Annotated in this window: 13 protein-coding genes; 7 read left to right on the top strand and 6 right to left on the bottom strand. The window is 67.2% G+C overall.

From position 1 onward, the window contains the following. The first annotated feature begins 58 nt into the window (after positions 1–58). Positions 59–1402 (top strand): dicarboxylate/amino acid:cation symporter, encoded by a 1344-nt coding sequence (locus SMAL_RS17040; RefSeq protein WP_006391248.1) that lies wholly within the window; start codon positions 59–61, stop codon positions 1400–1402. Positions 1403–1631: 229 nt separating this feature from the next. Continuing rightward, on the top strand, positions 1632–3923 hold the full coding sequence (locus SMAL_RS17035; RefSeq protein WP_012512055.1) for an NADP-dependent malic enzyme: 2292 nt from the start codon (positions 1632–1634) through the stop codon (positions 3921–3923). 459 nt (positions 3924–4382) lie between these two features. Here SMAL_RS17035 and SMAL_RS17030 read toward each other — a convergent pair whose 3' ends face one another. Together SMAL_RS17030 and SMAL_RS17025 are read right to left on the bottom strand one after the other, a co-directional pair. After that, on the bottom strand, positions 4383–5117 hold the full coding sequence (locus SMAL_RS17030; protein ID WP_012512054.1) for a basic secretory protein-like protein: 735 nt from the start codon (positions 5115–5117) through the stop codon (positions 4383–4385). Beyond that, complete coding sequence (locus SMAL_RS17025) at positions 5114–8458, bottom strand: GH92 family glycosyl hydrolase (protein ID WP_012512053.1); 3345 nt, start codon at positions 8456–8458, stop codon at positions 5114–5116. Before SMAL_RS17025 ends, SMAL_RS17030 begins: the two co-directional genes overlap by 4 nt. A 420-nt stretch (positions 8459–8878) precedes the next feature. On the opposite strand from SMAL_RS17025, the gene SMAL_RS17020 reads away from it, so the two are divergent. Genes SMAL_RS17020 through SMAL_RS17010 form a run of 3 tightly spaced genes read left to right on the top strand, consistent with a single transcriptional unit; the run spans position 8879 to position 11519 of the window. After that, a complete protein-coding gene (locus SMAL_RS17020; RefSeq protein WP_012512052.1) occupies positions 8879–9076 on the top strand; it encodes a zinc-finger domain-containing protein in 198 nt (65 codons plus the stop codon). Positions 9077–9091: 15 nt separating this feature from the next. Beyond that, the gene (locus tag SMAL_RS17015; protein WP_006391101.1) at positions 9092–10207 is read left to right on the top strand and encodes a glycosyltransferase; all 1116 of its coding nucleotides are present in this window, start codon (positions 9092–9094) and stop codon (positions 10205–10207) included. Continuing rightward, complete coding sequence (locus SMAL_RS17010) at positions 10188–11519, top strand: O-antigen ligase family protein (RefSeq protein ID WP_012512051.1); 1332 nt, start codon at positions 10188–10190, stop codon at positions 11517–11519. The genes SMAL_RS17015 and SMAL_RS17010 overlap by 20 nt, the downstream gene beginning before the upstream one ends. A 100-nt stretch (positions 11520–11619) precedes the next feature. On the opposite strand, the gene SMAL_RS17005 is transcribed toward SMAL_RS17010, so the two are convergent. Next, positions 11620–12537: an LpxL/LpxP family Kdo(2)-lipid IV(A) lauroyl/palmitoleoyl acyltransferase gene (locus SMAL_RS17005; RefSeq protein ID WP_006390992.1), complete on the bottom strand. Its 918-nt coding sequence runs from the start codon at positions 12535–12537 to the stop codon at positions 11620–11622. Between the two features lie 60 nt (positions 12538–12597). On the opposite strand from SMAL_RS17005, the gene waaA reads away from it, so the two are divergent. Next, on the top strand, positions 12598–13896 hold the full coding sequence (gene waaA / locus SMAL_RS17000; protein ID WP_012512050.1) for a lipid IV(A) 3-deoxy-D-manno-octulosonic acid transferase: 1299 nt from the start codon (positions 12598–12600) through the stop codon (positions 13894–13896). A 213-nt stretch (positions 13897–14109) separates the two neighbouring features. Next, a complete protein-coding gene (locus SMAL_RS16995) occupies positions 14110–15360 on the top strand; it encodes a hypothetical protein (protein ID WP_012512049.1) in 1251 nt (416 codons plus the stop codon). Between the two features lie 100 nt (positions 15361–15460). Here the strand turns inward: SMAL_RS16995 and SMAL_RS16990 are convergent, their stop codons facing one another. The 3 genes from SMAL_RS16990 to SMAL_RS16980 all read right to left on the bottom strand — a co-directional run bounded on the left by SMAL_RS16990 (position 15461) and on the right by SMAL_RS16980 (position 18300). Continuing rightward, on the bottom strand, positions 15461–16819 hold the full coding sequence (locus SMAL_RS16990; RefSeq protein ID WP_012512048.1) for a TolC family outer membrane protein: 1359 nt from the start codon (positions 16817–16819) through the stop codon (positions 15461–15463). Between the two features lie 16 nt (positions 16820–16835). Continuing rightward, positions 16836–17483, bottom strand: coding sequence for a protein-L-isoaspartate O-methyltransferase family protein (locus tag SMAL_RS16985; protein WP_006390984.1), 648 nt, complete (start codon positions 17481–17483; stop codon positions 16836–16838). Between the two features lie 136 nt (positions 17484–17619). Next, entirely contained in the window at positions 17620–18300 is a 681-nt protein-coding gene (locus SMAL_RS16980; protein ID WP_012512047.1) for a TetR/AcrR family transcriptional regulator, read from the bottom strand. Positions 18301–18317 lie beyond the last annotated feature (17 nt).

Raw genomic sequence — 18317 nt, 5'->3', positions numbered from 1 at the left:
GGTTCCCGTGCAGTGCTGGGGCCGTACGTGCCTGAAAACGCCCCTTCCGGAGTCCGCCATGCACATCCCGACCGCAGCCCCGGCGCCTGCAAAGCCGTTGCCGATCTATCGCCAGCTGTACTTCCAGGTGATCGTGGCGATCGTCCTGGGCGCCATCCTCGGCCACTACGAACCGCTGGTTGGCGAGAAGATGAAGCCGCTCGGCGACGCCTTCATCAACCTGGTGAAGATGATCATCGCGCCGGTGATCTTCCTGACCATCGTCACCGGCATCGCCAGCATGACCCACCTGCGCACGGTGGGCCGCGTATTCGCCAAGGCGATGGCGTACTTCCTGTTCTTCTCCACGCTGGCGCTGATCGTCGGCATGATCGTGGCGCACGTGGTGCAGCCCGGCGCCGGCATGAACATCAACCCGGCCGAGCTGGACCAGACCGCGGTGCACAGCTACGTCGAGAAGTCGCACGACCTGACTCTGGTCGGCTTCCTGATGGACATCATTCCGAAGACGCTGGTGAGCGCCTTCGTCGATGGCAACATCCTGCAGGTGCTGTTCATCGCGGTGCTGTTCGGCATCGCCCTGGCATCGGTGGGCGAGAAGGGCAAGCCGATCCTGAACTTCCTGGAGGCGCTGGTCGCCCCGGTGTTCAAGCTGGTGCACATCCTGATGAAGGCCGCCCCGATCGGCGCCTTCGGTGCGATTGCCTTCACCATCGGCAAGTACGGCGTCGGTTCGCTGGTCAACCTGGCCTGGCTGGTCGGCTCGTTCTACCTCACCGCATTCCTGTTCGTAGCGGTGATCCTGGGCGTGGTCTGCCGCCTGTGCGGGTTCTCGGTGTTCAAGCTGGCGCGCTACCTGAAGGCCGAACTGCTGTTGGTGCTGGGCACGTCCTCGTCGGAGTCGGCGCTGCCGTCGCTGATGGAGAAGATGGAACGCGCCGGCTGCAGCAAGTCGGTGGTCGGCCTGGTGGTTCCCACCGGCTACTCGTTCAACCTGGACGGCACCAACATCTACATGACCCTGGCCGCGCTGTTCATCGCCCAGGCCACCAATACCGAACTGACCCTGGGCCACCAGATCGCCCTGCTGCTGGTTGCCATGCTCAGTTCCAAGGGCGCCGCGGGTGTCACCGGTGCCGGCTTCATCACCCTGGCCGCTACGCTGGCGGTGGTGCCGGAAGTGCCGGTGGCCGGCATGGCGCTGATCCTCGGCGTGGACCGCTTCATGAGCGAGTGCCGCTCGCTGACCAACTTCATCGGCAACGCCGTGGCCACCGTGGTGGTCTCGCGCTGGGAGGGGGCGCTGGACCGCAACCGCCTGCAGCTGGCGCTGGACGGCCGCGAGAGCGAGCTGCCGCCGCCGATCGACGTGGTGCCCGAGGCACTGCCGGCCAAGGGCTGATCCAGGTGTGTGGTACTGCGGGGCCGATCACGACAGTGGTACGGCCCCGCAGCGTTTCAAGGCGTCCCATGGCTGTCATGGCCAGCGCCGAAGCTGTCCCTTCAGGCCGTCGCATACGCCCCGGAATTGTGCGGTCGCAGCATGACTGCGACAGGGTAGCGACAGGTCCGAGCGCTCCAACGGGGGTATGATCCCCTGTCCCTTCTGCCCATTCATGTAACCCACATCGATGTCCAACGAAGATTTCAAACAGGCCGCCCTCGATTACCACCGGATGTCCCCGCCGGGCAAGATCAAGGTTTCCGCTACCAAGCCCATGCTGACCCAGCGCGACCTGTCGCTGGCGTATTCGCCGGGCGTGGCATATGCCTGTGAAGCGATCAAGGCCGACCCGCAGCAGGCCAGCGAGCTGACAGCGCGCGGCAACCTGGTGGCGGTGATCTCCAACGGCACCGCGGTGCTGGGCCTGGGCAACATCGGCGCACTGGCCGGCAAGCCGGTGATGGAAGGCAAGGGCGTGCTGTTCCAGAAGTTCGCCGGCATCGATGTGTTCGACATCGAAGTGGATGAAACCGACCCGGACAAGCTGGTCGACATCATCGCCTCGCTGGAACCGACCTTCGGCGGCATCAATCTGGAAGACATCAAGGCACCGGAGTGCTTCATTGTCGAGCGCAAGCTGCGCGAGCGCATGAAGATCCCGGTGTTCCATGACGACCAGCACGGCACCGCGATCATCGTCGGTGCGGCGGTGCTCAACGCCATGGCGATCACCGGCAAGAAGATCGAGGAAGTGAAGCTGGCGACCACGGGCATGGGCGCGGCCGGCATTTCCTGCGTGAACATGCTGGTACAGCTGGGCCTGAAGCCGGAAAACATCCTGGCCTTCGACCGCGAGGGCGTGATCCACACCGGCCGTACCGATCTGGACCCGGAAAAGCAGCGCTATGCGCGCGATACCGACAAGCGCAGCCTGGCCGAGATCGTCGACGGTGCGGATATCTTCCTGGGCCTGTCGGCGCCGGGCATCCTGACTGCCGAGATGGTCAAGACGATGGCGCCGGACCCGGTGATCTTCGCGCTGGCCAACCCGACCCCGGAAATCATGCCGGAGCTGGCGCGCGCGGCGCGCCCGGACGCGATCATCGGCACCGGCCGTTCGGACTACCCGAACCAGGTCAACAACGTGCTGTGCTTCCCGTACCTGTTCCGTGGTGCGCTGGACGTGGGCGCGACCGCGATCAACGAGGAAATGAAGATCGCCTGCGTGCGCGCGATCGCCGCGCTGGCGCGTCGTGCGGCCACCGACATGGGTTCGGCCTATGGCGGCGAGACCCCGAGCTTCGGCCGCGAATACCTGATTCCGCGCCCGTTCGACCGCCGCCTGCTGGTGGAGCTGTCGGCTGCGGTGGCGCAGGCTGCGATGGATTCGGGCGTGGCCGCCCGTCCGATCGCCGACATGGGCGCCTACCGCGACAAGCTGGCCCAGTTCGTCTATCGCACCAGCCTGATGATGAAGCCGGTCTACGATCGCGCACGCAGTGACAAGCAGCGCGTGGTCTACGCCGAAGGCGAAGAGGAAGTGGTGCTGCAGGCGGTGCAGAACGTGGTCGACGACGGCCTGGCGCATCCGATCCTGATCGGTCGCCCGGAAGTGATCGAGTCGCGCATCGAGCGCCTCGGCCTGCGCCTGAAGATCGGCGAGAACATTGAAGTCACCAACATCAATGACGACCCGCGCTTCAACGAATACTGGCAGTACTACCACGGCCTGACCGGCCGTCGTGGCGTGACCGTGGCCGCGGCGAAGAACCTGATGCGTTCGCGTCCGACCCTGATCGCGGCGGTGATGGTGGCCCGTGGTGAAGCCGATGCGATGCTGACCGGCATCGTCGGGCGTTTCCACAAGAAGCTGGGTTACGTGCGCAGCGTGCTGCCGCTGGAATCGAAGGTCACCTCGACCTCGGCGATGACCGGCGTGATCAACCAGCAGGGCGTGTTCTTCTTCGTCGATACGCACGTGCAGGAAGATCCGACCGCCGAGCAGCTGTGCGAAGCGACCCTGCAGGCCGCCTACCGCATGAAGCTGTTCGGCGTGGAACCGAAGGTGGCGCTGCTGTCGCACTCCAACTTCGGCAGCCACGACTCGAAGGATGCGCTGAAGATGCGTCAGGTGCGCGAGCTGCTGCTCAAGCGCAACCCGCGTCTGAACGTGGATGGCGAGATGCAGGGCGACACCGCATGGGATGAAGCGCTGCGCCAGAAACTGCTGCCGGGTTCGACCCTGCAGGGCCGTGCCAACCTGTTCGTGCTGCCGAACCTGGAAGCGGCCAACATCGCCTACAATCTGGTGCGCGTGTTCACCGACGGCGTGGCGATCGGCCCGATCCTGATGGGCGTGAACAAGCCGGTGCACATCCTGACCACCAGCGCGACCTCGCGCCGGATCCTGAACATGACCGCGATTGCCGCGGTGGATGCGCAGATCCGCAAGCAGCTGGAAGCGGAAAAGAAGGCGTAAGCCTTCTTTCCAGCGACAGCTGCAGAAACGCGCCCCGCGGGGCGCGTTTCTGTTTCCGCAAAGCGGAAACGGGTAGTGCCGGCCGCTGGCCGGCAACCGCAATCATGTCCACCGCCACTGCAGCCGGCCAGCGGCCGGCTCTACCGCCCGCCGGCCTGTGCCACACGCGCTACGCCGCCCGGTCATGTCCCTGCAACGCCTTTGCGGCCCAATACGCCCACGTGGCCCGGCCGCGGGAAGGGACCGGACCGGCCTTCCTGCCCTGGGCCCGACCAACTTTCCATCGGCGAGGGTGCCATGCGCAATCGAGTGACGCGTCGTTATTTCCGGCAGCTGTTCGCGCTGTACGCCGGCTTCGTGCGGTCGCGCTGAGGCAGCGATGTGGTAGCGCCGGGCTATGCCCGGCGAGCACGCAGCGCGGCGCTCTGCATTCCGCCGGGCATGGCCCGGCGCTACCCGTCAGCGCTTGCCGCGGCGTGCTGGCGGCGGCGCATCCGAACGCGGCTTGGCGTACTGCGCCCACAGTGCCGGCAACGCCTTGCCGGTCTGCTTCTGCCACAGCGCAGACGTGTAGCGACCATCGCGCAGGGCCTTGTCCAGTGCCAGCACCAGGCCCGGATGCTCGGTCTCGGCCCACTTCAGGAAGGCGCCGGTGACCCGGTAGCCGCTGTCGACGTTCTGCCCCTTCTCGACCTTGACCGGCAATGCCCAGCTGGCGGCGGCGTTATCCATGCCATAGCGGTCGCGGGCGTAGTCGGCGATGCCTTCCACCAGCCAGCCCGGTACCCGTGCATCGCTGTAGCCGGGATACCCCTGCACGATGTGCATCGCCTCATGGGTAACCAGGTCGATGTCGTTCGGGTGTTGCGCCAGCCAACCCGGATTGATGGTGATCGTCGCCGCCTGTTCCTTGTCGCCAACGAAGGCGATGCCGGTGTAGGCCGGATCGATCACGATGCGCACCATCGACGGCGCCGCCGGATGGAAGTCCGCGCGTTCGCGCAGATAGGCGAAGAAGAACGTATCGATCACCCGCTTGCGCTGCGGCGCGGCCAGGGCGCCACGGGCGTCCTGGTAGTTCAGCGTCACGCCATCGCGGGTCAGCTGCGTATCGAACGCCTGGGTCTGGCCGAAGCTGGAGAAGGACAGGGCAACAAGGGCCAGAGGCAGCAGACGGTAGCGCATAGGACTCATTGTACGGTGCTGGCTGCCAACAGTTCGATCTCCGCCAACGGCAGCCGACCCGGTGCCAGCAGGCGCAGGCGATACTCGCTGTAGCGGCCAGGCTTGGCGATGCGGAACGGACGGGTCTGGCGGGCGGACGCGAAGTCCTCACCACTACGCTGGTCGAGCACGGTCCAGCCGCCATTGCCGTTGCGTGCCTCCAGTGCCCATTCGCCGCCACGGATGCTGCCGTCGCCACTGGTCAACGTGTACATCGTCGGGGTGCCGTCGGTCAGGCCGCTCAGCGCGATGGTTGCGCCACCGCCCAGGCCCACCGTGGTGGTGGCATCGTCATCGACCAGTGCGGGCACGGCGCGGCCATCGGCCAGCGTTGCTTTCGTACCGCTGCCGAGCAGGTCGTGCAGCAGCTGCGGGCGCTGGCCACGCGCGGTCAACGAGCGCGGAACATCGTCCACGCCACTGCCCCAGCGCGACGGCTGCGGGCCCATCACGAAGTCCAGGGTCGCGCCCTTGGCGATCACTTCGTGCGGCACCCAGGTCTTCGTCCACGGCGTGCCGTTGATCTTCAGCGACTGCACGTAGACGTTCTCGCGCGAGTTGTTGGCCGCGTTCACGGTCAGCACCGCGCCGCCCTGCAGTTCCACCCGCGCATGCTGGAACGCCGGCGAGCCGATCACGTACTCCGGCGCGCCCATGCGCAGCGGGTACAGGCCCAGCGAGGCCAGCACATACCATGCCGAGGTCTCGCCGTTGTCCTCGTCTCCCGGATAACCCTGGCCGATCTCGCTGCCGACATACAGCCGCGACAGGATCTCGCGCACGTGCTGCTGGGTCTTCCACGGCTGCCCGGCATACAGGTACATCCACGGGATGTGGTGCGCCGGCTGGTTGCTGTGCGCGTACATGCCCATGCGCACATCGCGTGCTTCGGTCATTTCATGGATGGTGCCGCCGTAGGAGCCGGCGAACGCCGCGTCGGCGGTTTCCGGCGTGGCGAAGAAGGTGTCCAGCTTGGCGGCCAGCCTGTCGCGGCCACCGTACAGCGCTGCCAGGCCTTCGCCGTCGTGTGCGGCGGTGAAGGCGAACGTCCAGCCATTGGATTCGGTGTAATCGTGGCCCCACACGCGCGGGTCGTAGTGCTTGGCGTCCACCCGCCAGCGGCCATCGGCCCTGCGGCCCTGGAAGAAGCCTGCGGCCGGGTCGAACATCGTCGCGTAGCTGGCGGCGCGGTGACGGAAGTAGTCGGCCTCGGTGCTGTAGCGCTCGCGTGCGGCGGGCGTGGTCGCGCGCTTGGCCAGGGCCTCGGCCATGTTGGCGATGCCGAAATCGTTGAGCGCACCTTCCATCGTCCACGACATGCCTTCATGCACGTCAGCGCTGGCGTAGCCACGGAAGGTCGAGCGCTCCATGCCCTTGCGGCCGACATGGCGGTCCGGCGGTACCACCGTGGCGTTCTTCAGTGCGGCGGCATAGGCCTCGGCCGGGTCGAAGCCGCCGATGCCTTTCAGCCATGCATCGGCGAAGGCAACATCGGAGCTGGTGCCGACCATCAGATCGGCGTAGCCCGGCGACGACCAGCGTGCGATCCAGCCGCCGGCACGGTACTGCTCGATGAAACCCTGCACCAGCTGCCCGGCATCCTCCGGAGTGAACAGCGCATAGGCCGGCCAGGTGGTGCGGAAAGTGTCCCAGAAGCCGTTGTTGACGAACACCTTGCCATCGCGCACGGCGGCAAAGCTGCGGGTCGCGCTGCCGTCGGTGTTGTCGTCACTGGCGCTGGCCTGGTTGGCGTAGCGCCAGTCCGGCGCCGCCGCGCTGCCCACGTTCTCGTGGCCGGAGTTGGGGTACAGGTAGAGACGGTACAGGCTGGAATACAGCGTGGTCTTCTGGTCGTCGCTGGCATTGCCGATATCGAAGCGGGCCAGGCGGGCGTCCCATGCATCCTGGGCGCGACCGGCCACGCTTTCCAGCGTGTCGGTGGTGGCGATTTCCAGTGCGAGGTTGTGCCGCGCCTGTTCCACCGACATCAGCGAGGTGGCGATGCGCATGGTCACCCGGCGCTCGCTGCCGGTGTCGAACGTGATGTAGCCGGTGGGGCGGCCTGTATCGAGACGGCCGCTGCTGCGCCAAGGCTTGTCGAAGCTGGCCACCACGTACATGCGGCTGGCGCCGTTGGACAGGCCGCTGCGGGTATCGGTGTAGCCGGACAGCGTCTGCGTCGCAGCGTCCAGGGTCAGGCCGCCACGTGCATCGACGTTGTCGAACAGCAGGTTGGCGTTGCCGTCTGCGGGGAAGTCGAAGCGGAACACTGCGGCATGGTCGGTCGGTGCGATCGAGGCCGCGATGCCATTGTCGAAGCGCACGTCGTAGCGATACGGGCGCGCGCTTTCATGGCTGCGATCGAACGACAGTGCGCGCTTGCGGCGGTCTGCCTCCGGCACACCACGACTGGCCGAGGGCATCACCTGGAAGGTCTGGCGGTCGCCCATCCACGGGCTGGGCTGGTGGCTCAGCGCAAGCGCCTGCAGCTGCGGCCGGTTCTGTGCGTCGTTCTGTTCGTTCCAGCGGTACAGCCAGTTCAGCGCACCGGCATCGGTCACCGGGGTCCAGAAGTTGAATCCGTGCGGCACAGCGGTGGCCGGGAAATTGTTGCCGCGCGAGAAGGTGCCGTTGGCCTGGGTGCCACGGGTGGTCAGCACCCAGTCGGAGACGCGCTGCGGTTGCTGGTGTGGCTGCGCGTCGAGGCGCACATCGTCGATCCAGCCGGATACCGGTGCGCCGTCGGCACTGGCCACTTCCAGTTCGATCGCCACCACGCGGCGGCCCTTCAGCGCGGCCACGTCGCCCAGGCGTACCGCTTTGCGCGCCCACTGCTGCGGATACAGCGTCTTCGAATCGCCCTGCGCGCGCGCGCTGATGGCCACGCCATGCTGGTCGCGGGCAGTGCCGGCCGAAACCCTGCTGCCATCGTCCAGCAGCAGGTCCAGCGAGACATAGGTCGAGGCCACGCTGTCCTTGCCGACGATTTCCGGCAGCACCAACCACGACAGCGTGGTATCGGCCTCGATGGCCAGGTCTGTCTTGAACAGTTCGCGCCGCGCGTTACCGCCAGCGCTGCTGTAGCGCAGTGCATGCAGGCCGCTGTAGCCGGCGTTGCGCTTGGCGGTGTAGGGCGCTGCAGGGCCGTTGCCGATCGTGACCTGCAGTGCGCCCGCGGTCTGGGTCGGAGCTGGCTCACCGGGCTCGAACGAGGTCTGCAGCCCCTGTGCCAGCACCGGCATCGCAGTGGTCGCACAGGCCAGGGCCAGGGCGAGCGGAAGCAGGGCGCGGCGCGGATCGGACAGGGTCATGCAAGGGTCTCCCGGAGGGGCAGGCGGCAGGCAGAACCCGCATCGGCGGACACCACAGGCAGCATCGCTCCGCCCGCCAGGCTGGCAGTGGCAGAGGCGATGCTGGTCCGGTGGGGGCGGGCCATGCGATCGGGTCGGATTGAGCAGGTCGGGTTACGACCTGGCCCGATCCTGCAACAGCCATCGCGGCCTGACAAGTGCCATTTAGTTCGATCCAAATGCGGGAAATATCGCTGCCGGCCGATTTTCGGCATGAACCTGCAGGATCGGTCGGGAATTTCCACCGGCACCCCGTCCCGAGGCGGCATGCAAGGCCGCAGGGAATCGGCCCGGTACGCGCAAAGACCTGTTGCGGCGCAATGTCAGGGCAGCCCGGATGCTAGAATCGCAGGCCTCGCAACCCGTTCATCGACATCCGCCATGAGCCATACCGCCACCGCGCCCGCCAACGCCGAAAAGCGCTACACCGTGCACCGCAGCGATCTGCCGCTGAGCTGCCCGACGCCGGAAATGGCGCTGTGGAACTCGCATCCGCGCGTGTACCTGCCGATCGAAGACGAGCCCAACGGCGAAGCGAAGTGCGCGTACTGCGGCTCCGTGTTCGTGCTGGCCGACTAAGCAGGCCTTCGATCGATGCGCCGATTGACCGTGGTGCAGTTGCTGCCGGCGCTGCACTCCGGCGGTGTCGAGCGCTCGACCCTTGAAATTGCTGCGGCGCTGGTGGCTGCCGGCCATCGCGCGCTGGTGGTGTCCGCTGGCGGTCGCCTGGTACAGCCGCTGCTCGATAGTGGTGCCGAGCATCTCACCCTCGATATCGGCCGCAAGTCGCTGCTGACCCTGCGTCACCTGCCGACCCTGCGTCGCCTGTTCACCGAGGTCGGTGCGGATATCGTGCATGCCCGTTCGCGGTTGCCGGCCTGGCTGGGCCTGTACGCGATCCGTGCGATGCCCGTCGCACAGCGCCCGCATTGGGTGACTACCGTGCACGGCCTGAATTCACCCAGTCGCTACAGCGCGGTGATGACCAGCGGCGAGCGCGTGATCTGCGTGTCCAACACCGTGCGCGACTATGTGCAGCGGCACTATCCGACGGTTCCCGAAGCGAGGCTGCAGGTGATTCCGCGCGGCGTCGATGTCCGCCAGTTCCCGCGCGTGGCGTGTGCCGATCGCCGTCCGCGGCTGGCGCTGGCCGCGGATTACCCGTGGCTGGCCCAGGTTGAAGGGCCGCTGCTGCTGCTGCCGGGGCGGGGCACCCGCCTGAAGGGCCACGCACACGCGCTGCAGCTGCTGGCTGACGTTCGCGCCACCGGTGTGCCGGCGCAGCTGTGGATGCTGGGTACTGATGAACCCGGCCGCGAAGCCTACGTGGCTGATCTGCGCAGGCAGGCGGCGGCGCTGGGCATCGCCGACGCGGTGCAGATCAGCACGCCGACCGCGCGCATTGCCCAGGCCTATGCCGCCAGCGACCTGGTACTGCAGCTCTCGGACAAGCCCGAGGCGTTCGGCCGCACCGTGGTCGAAGCGTTGTCGGTCGGTCGCCCGGTACTGGGCTGGGACCATGGTGGCGTCGGCGAACTGCTGCAGCAGCTGCAGCCCAGCGGCGCGGTGCCGCTGGGTAATGCACGCGCGCTGGGTGAACGCGCGCTGGCCCTGCTGGCGCAGCCGCCGTCCTTGCCGGCCCGTATCCCGTTTACCCTGCAGGCCATGCAGCGTGACACCCTCCGCCTCTATGCCGACCTCGCCGGCTGATCCCGCCGTCATCGTGCGCGACGACCGCGCCGGTCGCTGGGCACCGTGGTGGGTGCTGGCGTACGTGGCGATGTGGCCGTTGCCGGGTATCGCCGAAACCGTACTCGGACTCGGTGCGCTGTATGCCGCCGCGCGCATGATGATCCGCCGGCTGCAGCGCCGCCCGCACCTGCTGAGCACCGCGGCGTGGGCGCTGACCTCGATCCTGTTCCTCGGCTATTGGCTGCCACAGGCGTTTTCCGCGTTCGATGCCATCGATCCGGCGGCGTCGTGGACCAAGGCCGCCGCTGGCCTGCGCTATCTGCCCTTCATGTGGCTGGTGGCGATTGCCGTGGCCACGCCGGAGCGGCGACGGCTGACCTTCGGCGGACTGGCGTTGATCACCGCCGCCTGGACGCTGGATGCGCTGGTGCAGGCGGTGGCCGGTACCAGCCCTTGGTTCTGGTCACTGGAACACCTGAAGCTGGCCGTGAGCGGCCACGCGTTGTGTCCGGCCGACGAGGCCGCGCTGGCTGACCGCCTCAGTGGCGCACTGGGTCCGTGCAACCTGAAGTTCGGCCAGGTGCTGGCCAGCCTGTCGCCGTTCCTGTTGCTGCCGGTAGCGCGCCGCTTCGGCAACCTGGGCTGGGTGTTGGCAGCGGCGGCGCTGGGCAGCGTGCTGCTGCTGGCCGGCTCGCGCGCGTCATGGATCACTTTCGCGCTGGTGCTGGCCTACAGCGGCGTGCGCCAGTTCGGCTGGAAGCGGTTGGCTTTGCTCGCGCTGCTCGCGGTTCTCGGAGCGGGCGCGCTGACCGCCAGCGTGCCACAGCTTCGCGAACGCTTCGCGCGTACCGCGATGGCCTGGGATGGAGGCGAGCGTGGCGTCGACGAAGCGCTGTCCGGGCGTGCAAGGATCTGGGAAGCCGCCGCCTGCATGATCGAGGCGCATCCGATCAACGGAGTCGGCGCGCGTGGCTTCCGCGACGCCTATGCGGACTGCGTGGCTGAGGAGGGCCCTGCGGTGTGGGGCAATGCTCCGGCCTTGCATGCCCACCAGATCGTACTGGAAATCCTTGCTGAAACCGGCGTGCTGGGCCTGCTGCTGTGGTTGGCCGCGGTCGCCCAGGCCTGGCGTGCGTGGCGCTTCGCGCCCACCGCCGCCCGCGAGCGAGCGCGCCCGGCAATGCTGGCGCTGGCGGTCACGGTGTTTCCGCTCAACACCCACCTTGCGTTCTATTCCGCGTTCTGGGGTGGCCTGACCGTGTTGTTGGCCGCATTGTTCGCCGGCAGCCTGCTGGCCCGCGAATCGGATGAATCTCCGCCGATGCAGTAGTTGCCAACCTTGGTTGGCTCTTCGGGACCGGCCTTGGTTCATCGGCGCCAACCAAGGTTGGCGACTACCATGAGCACGCCGGCCCTTCCACCGCATCCGGTTATTTGTAGAAATCGCTCCGCCCGCCGGGCTGGCGCTTGAAGCGGCGGTGGATCCACAGGTACTGGTCGGGGGCTTCGCGCACCATCGCTTCGATGGCCTGGTTGACCCGCGTGGTATCGGCTTCCACGTCCTCGCTGGGAAAATTCTCCAGCGGCGCGCCGATCTTCAGGAAGTACTTCCCGCCTTCGCGGCGGTGGAAATACGGGATCACCGCACAGCCGGTCATCCGTGCCAGCTGGTGGGTGGCGGTAATGGTGGATGCGGTATGGCCGAAGAACGGCACGAACACGGTGTCCTTGCCGCGCATGTCCTGGTCCGGCGCGTACCAGAGGAAGCCGCCCTTCTTCAGGTGGCGCACCGTGGCGCGGATGTCCTCGTTGGCGTACATCGCCTTGGCATAGCGCAGGCGACCGAACTTCACCGCCCACTCGTATACCGGATTCTTGTGCTTGCGGTACATGCCCGACAGGTCAACGTAGTCGCACAGCAGGCGGCCGCACATCTCCAGCGTCATGAAGTGGCCGGAGACCAGCAGCACGCCACGGCCCTCGGCCTGCATCTGCCGCAGATGTTCCAGACCCTCGATCTGCACCTGCGGGCGGATGCGGTCGATGCTGCCCCACCAGGCGCGGATGCACTCGAGTACGCCCACGCCCAGTGCGTCGAAGCTGTCGCGGACCAGGCGCTGTCGCCAGGCCTCGTCCTTTTCCGGGAAGCACAGTTTGAGGTTGACTTCGGCGGCGCGGCGGCGGCTGCCGAGCAGGCGCCAGCTGATCCAGCCGACGCCACGGCCCAGCGCACGCTGCAGCATCCACGGCAGGCGGGCGATGGCGAAGGCGCCGAGCATGGCGGCGAACATCGGCCAGTTGCGGGGATCGCGCAGCGACGGGCGGACGGCGGTGGTGGCATCGGACATGGCGCCATTCTACCAACCCGGCTGCGTGTCTTTCCCGGGGGGCTCCCGTATCCTTGCCGCATGCGTAAAGACCCTGTCGAATGGATCCTGCGCGGCCTGTACTCGGCCGTGCTCTACATCCTGCTGCCGATCACCGTGTACCACCTGGTCTGGCGCGGTTTCCGGGTCCGTGAATACTTCCGGCGCTGGGACGAGCGTTATGCCTCGTATCCGCAGCCGACCGGCCAGCCGCGGGTCTGGCTGCACGCGGTCTCGGTGGGCGAGGTCAATGCCGCCGCGCCGCTGGTGAATGCCCTGCGCCAGCAGCGTCCGGACATCCGCTGGGTCATCACCACCATCACCCCGACCGGTTCGGAGCGCGTGCGCGCGCTGTGGGGAGACGCGCTGGACCACGTCTACCTGCCGTACGACGTACCGGGCAGCGTAAACCGCTTCCTCGGCCATTTCCAGCCCAGCCTGGCACTGATCCTGGAAACCGAGCTGTGGCCGAACATGCTGTTCGGCTGCCGCGACCGCCGCATCCCGGTCTATATCCTCAACGCCCGCCTGTCCGCGCGCTCGTTGCGAGGCTACCGCTTGCTGGCCGCACTGATCCGCCGCGCGCTGCGCACCGTCACCTGCGTTGCCGCACAGTCGCAGGACGATGCCGAGCGCTTCGTGCAGCTGGGTGCCGTGCCGGAACAGGTGCAGGCGCTGGGCAATCTGAAGTTCGATATCGCCACGCCGGACGTACAGGGCTTTGTCGAACAGTTCCATGCGCGGGTTGCGGCCGGGCGCCCGGTGTGGATCGCGGCCAGCACCCATGACGGCGAAGAACAGGCGGTGATCGACCTGCACCGACGCCTGCGCCAGCAGCACCCCGGCCTGTTGCTGCTGTGGGCGCCACGGCATCCCGAGCGCTTCCCGAAGGTGGAGGCGCTGGCGCGCGAACAGGGCTGGAACGTGGCGACCCGTCGCGCGAAGCAGTGGCCCGATGCCGATACCGATGTGTTCGTCATCGACACCCTGGGCGAGCTGATGCCGTTCTATGCCTGCGCACAGGTCGCGTTCGTCGGCGGCAGCCTGCAGCCGATCGGCGGCCACAATCTGCTGGAACCAGCGGCGATGGGCACCGCAGCGGTAACCGGTCCGCACCTGCACAACTTCGCCGAGATCTCGCGACGCATGCGCGAGGCCGGTGCGTTGCTGATCGGCGAGGACGTGCAGGCGGTCGGTGATCTGCTGCTGCATCTGCTCGACAGCGCGCAGGCGCGCGAAGACATGGCGCGTGCAGGGTGCACGTTGGTCAGCAACGGTCGCGGCGCATTGCAGCGCACGCTGGCGCTGGTTGCGCCGCACCTGCCGCCGCCTCGTCGCTAGGGTTGTGCCTACGCCCGCGGTCTCGCTGTCGCGAACGACTGCATCAATTCTGCTTAGCGGCCAGATTCCTGTCGTCGCCGGACCGTTTGCGTAGAAGGCAGCGTGCCTGCGATCACATCGCGGCATAGATCGCACGGAATCTGATACCGCCTCTTGGCGTGGGCTGCCAGCCTGCGGTCGCCCGCATGTGGGCGCATATCAAGAGGACTTGCGATGGATGGCGACAGCAGCAGGGATGGCGTCGGCGGACTGCATCCCGGGAAGGAACATCTGGCGGTGGTTGCGCTGACGCTGCTGCTGGGAGGAAATGTGGTGGCGCGGGTCGGCCAGTACACCGCTGTCCAGGCCGGTCCAGCCATCGTGCTCAGTCTGCTGCTGGCCGCGTTGGCTGCCGGACTGGTGCTGTGCTGCGTGCAGGTCGTGCGCCAGCAATGGCCAGGCGTGGATGGCCTGCACGGGCTGCTGGTTGCAAGCTGGGGCAGGGGCCTCGCCGGCTTGCTGGGCGCCGTACTGCTGCTGGAACTGGTGGCGACGGCAGCAGGCGTCGCGCAGTCCGCTGCCCTGCATCTACATGCGGTGCTGGCCAGCCGCGGCATCAGCGCGGACAGCTGGCTGCCGGGCCCGTTGCTGGCGGCAGCAGGCCTGCTGCTGTTGGGAATGTTCGCGGTGTTGCCGCCGCGGCGTGCCGCACTGCTGGTCTGCGCACTGCTGACGGTGAAGATCGGTATCGGCGTGCTGTTGCTGGCGCTGGCGGCGCGGCATGTGCACTACGCCCATTGGATTCCGTGGTTGCCAGAGGCAACCGCGCCCTATCACTTCGGGCTGGGCGGCGTACTTGCCGCGAGCGTGTCGTTGCTGGGCGTGTTTGCCAGCGCAGGGCTGGCGCTGGGCTTTCCCGGCCTGCGCCTGCGAACGGTATCGCAGCAATTCAGGGTGCTGGCAGCGATGGTGTTGCTGGCCATGCTGCTGTTGATCCTGCTGGCTGCGCTGCAGGCGGGGCTGGTCGCATTCCCGGCGCTGGCCAGCCCGCGTCCGTTGTCGGTGGCACTGCAAGGCCATCCCGAACTGCAGTGGCTGCTGCCGCTGCTGCCTTTGGCCGGCATGGCCGGATTGGCGGCGCTGCTACTGGTGCTGGTGTTGCTGGCCGCACATCTGGCAATGGGGATGTGGTCCGTGGCATGCAAAGAGAAGCATGGGCCCAGGAAAACGCTGGCGACCGTGGTCGTTGTTCTGCTCTCGGCCTTGTTGGCGCTATGCGTGCCGATGGGGTGGCTGCCGGTGCTGCCTGGCCCGGCCGCCCTGCTGGTGACGGCAGCGCTGTGCCTTGGGGCACTGCGCACGCGGGAATGCGTGGAGGTGTCGCACGGCTCACGATGGTCGTTGACGATGCCGGTGCTGGCGCCCTTGGCGGCGGCACTGTGCCTGCTGTCGGCGGTGCTGCAGCTGCGCGCATGGCCCGGCTGATGCGCGGTAGTTCTGCGTCATGCGTGATTGCGTGCGCATGCGGCGTCCACAAAAAAGCCACCCTCGTGGGTGGCTTCTTCGTTGCCGGCAGGACGACGACTCAGTTTGTGGTCGTTGCCGGGTTGCCTGCGTCCTGGGTCAGCAGGCGGTTGACGTCCTGCAGCTCGGCCACGTCCAGCGCGCCCAGCGACTGGCTCAGCAGCAGGCGGTTCTGCAGGAAGGTGTAGCGGGCCTGTGCATAATCCAGCTGCGCCGAGAACAGGATGCGCTGGTTCTGGATCACGTCCAGCACGGTACGGGTACCGACTTCCAGGCCGACCTGCGACGCGTCGTACGCGCTCTGCGCCGAGACCACCGCCAGGCGGCGGGCTTCCACTTCGCTGATGCCCTGCACCAGGGTCTGGTAGGCATTGCGGGTGTTGCGGTCCAGGGCGCGCTTCTGCTGCTCGTAGCCGTCCTGGGCGATGTCGCGCTGGGCCAGCGCCTGGCGCACGCCGGACTGGGTGGCACCACCGGCGAAGATCGGCACGCTCAGGGTCAGCCCGATGCTGTTGGTGCGTGCATCCGGCGACAACGAGCCTGCACCGGTGCTGTCACCCCAGGTCGCGCTCTTGCCCCAGCTGCCGCCCAGCGACAGGGTCGGGTAGTGGCCACCACGTGCGGCCTGCACGCCGGCCTCGGCAGCGCTGACCTTCAGTTCCTGTGCCTTCAGTGCCGGATTCCCGGTGGTGGCCTGGTGCACCAGCTCATCGATGTTGCCGCGGTTGGCCGGCACTTCCGGGCGGAAGTCCGCCGGCAGGCCGCGCAGGTTGACCACCGGCTGGCCGGTCAGTTCGGTCAGCGCCTGGTAGTTATCGGCCAGGGTGTTCTGCGCAACGATGCTGTTGGCACGTGCCTGGTCGTACTGGGCACGTGCTTCGTGCACGTCGGTGATCGGCGCCAGGCCCACTTCCAGGCGCTTGTCGGCGAAGTCGAACTGCTTCTTCGCGGCCGCTTCATTGGTCTGCGCGGCGTTCAGCGATTCGATCGCCACCAGCACGTTGAAGTAGGCCGCCGAGGTGCGCACGATCAGGCTGTCGTTGGCCGAATCCAGGGTGAAATCCGCCGCCTTGCTCAGTTCGCGCTGCGAACGCAGGTTGTTGATCTGGGTCCAGTTGAACAGCGTCTGGCTGCCCTCGACCGTGTAATTGCGGCGCCTGCTGGAGACCGTGCCGGAGTTGGCATCGGCATTGGCCTCCGAACGCGAACGGTTAAGCGTGGCCTGGCCGGTGAGCTGCGGCAGCAGGGCGGCACGTGCCTGCACGGCGCCTTCCTTGTCGACCAGCCGGGTCGATTCGGCGGCGGACAGCTGCGGATCGCCGTTGCGCGCCATTTCATAGACCTGCAGCAGGTCGGCGGCATGGGCGGACAACGGCAGCAGGGCAGTGGCCAGCGCAACAGCGAGGGATCGGCGGATCATTGCGGCTTCCTTGGACTCAGAGGTGGAACTGGGGTGCCGGGGCGGCACCACGCAGGTAATCGATATCGGTCTCGAACAGGGACTCGCTGCTGCCGTCGGCCTTGACCAGCAGGGCCTCCATTGCCGGCGAACGGCCATGGATCACGAACAGGCGACCACCCGGACGCAGCCACGATGCGAACTGTGACGGCACCACGTCGACGGCACCAGTGACACAGATCACGTCAAAGCGGCGTTCGGTCTGCCAGGCCAGGGCGTCGGCCACTTCCACGCGGACGTTGGTGCCCAGGCCGGAAGCATCCAGGCGCGCACGTGCGGCGGCAGCCAGCTCCGGGTCGATCTCCAGGCTCAGCACGTCGCGCGCCAGCGCGCCGATGCAGGCCGACAGGAAGCCGCTGCCGGTGCCGATTTCCAGCACTTCGTCACCCGGCTGCAGGTCCAGTGCCTGCAGGGTACGGCCCTCGATGACCGGCTTCATCATCTTCTGGCCATGGCCGATCGGCAGTTCAACATCGGCGTAGGCCAGCGCCCGGTGCGCGTCGGCGACGAAGGCCTCGCGCGGCAGGCGGGCCAGGACGTCGAGCACCTTGATGTCCAGCACGTCCCAGGGACGGATCTGCTGTTCCACCATCAGTTCGCGGGCGTGGGCGTAATCAATCGTCATGAGGTTCAAATCCAGCGCAGTGGGCCGGCCATTTTACCGGTGCCGGAGGCCGGCGGCGCGCCCAGAGCATCAGCTGCCGGGTGGCCGGGGTCGCAGTGCCGGAAGTCATCGCGACCTCCGGTTCGTTCAGTTTTGGTTATCCGGCCGTCCCGGCCCCTCTTGGCGCGTAGGCGCGCAGGAAGAAGTCGATGCTGGCGGTCACGTGGGTGAGAGGGTCGCATTCCACCGGTGACAGTGGCATGCCGCACATCATATGCATGTGCACTTCGCCCTTGACCAGGGTCAGGAACTGCTGGCCAGCCAGGTAATAGTCGGGGATGTCCAGTTCGCCGCGCGCGCCGCGCGCGCGCAGGAAGTCGGCCAGGGCCTCGCAGGTGCGCTCCGGGCCGGCCTGCCAGAACAGCTCGCGCAGGCGCTCATCGGTTTCCGGCGCCATCATCATGCGCTGGATGGAGATCGCCGCGTCGGAGGTGATCAACTCGAAGAAGGCCAGGCCGATGCCGATCAGCTGGTCGCGCAACGGTCCGTCCGCGTCGGCCACGAACAGCGCGTCAGGCAGCATTTCAATGCATTTTGACTGCACGGCCTCGGAGAACAGGGTCTCCTTGTCGCCGAAGTGGCTGTACACGGTCAGCTTCGAGACGCCGGCCTGAGCGGCGATGGTGTCCATGCTCACGCCGGTATAGCCCTGTTCGATGAACAGTGCCTTGGCTGCTTCAAGGATCGCCGCGCGCTTGCCGAGGTCCTTGGGGCGCCCGGGCCCGGCGGCCTTGGCAGCGGGCTTGGCCGACGGCTTGCGGGAAGTGGGAGAACTCATCACGACAATACTAGACC

This window comes from Stenotrophomonas maltophilia R551-3, from assembly GCF_000020665.1.
Classification (GTDB): domain Bacteria; phylum Pseudomonadota; class Gammaproteobacteria; order Xanthomonadales; family Xanthomonadaceae; genus Stenotrophomonas; species Stenotrophomonas maltophilia_L.
The sequence above is the reverse complement of the archived record's forward strand: the minus strand, read 5'-3'. Positions and strand labels throughout refer to the sequence as shown.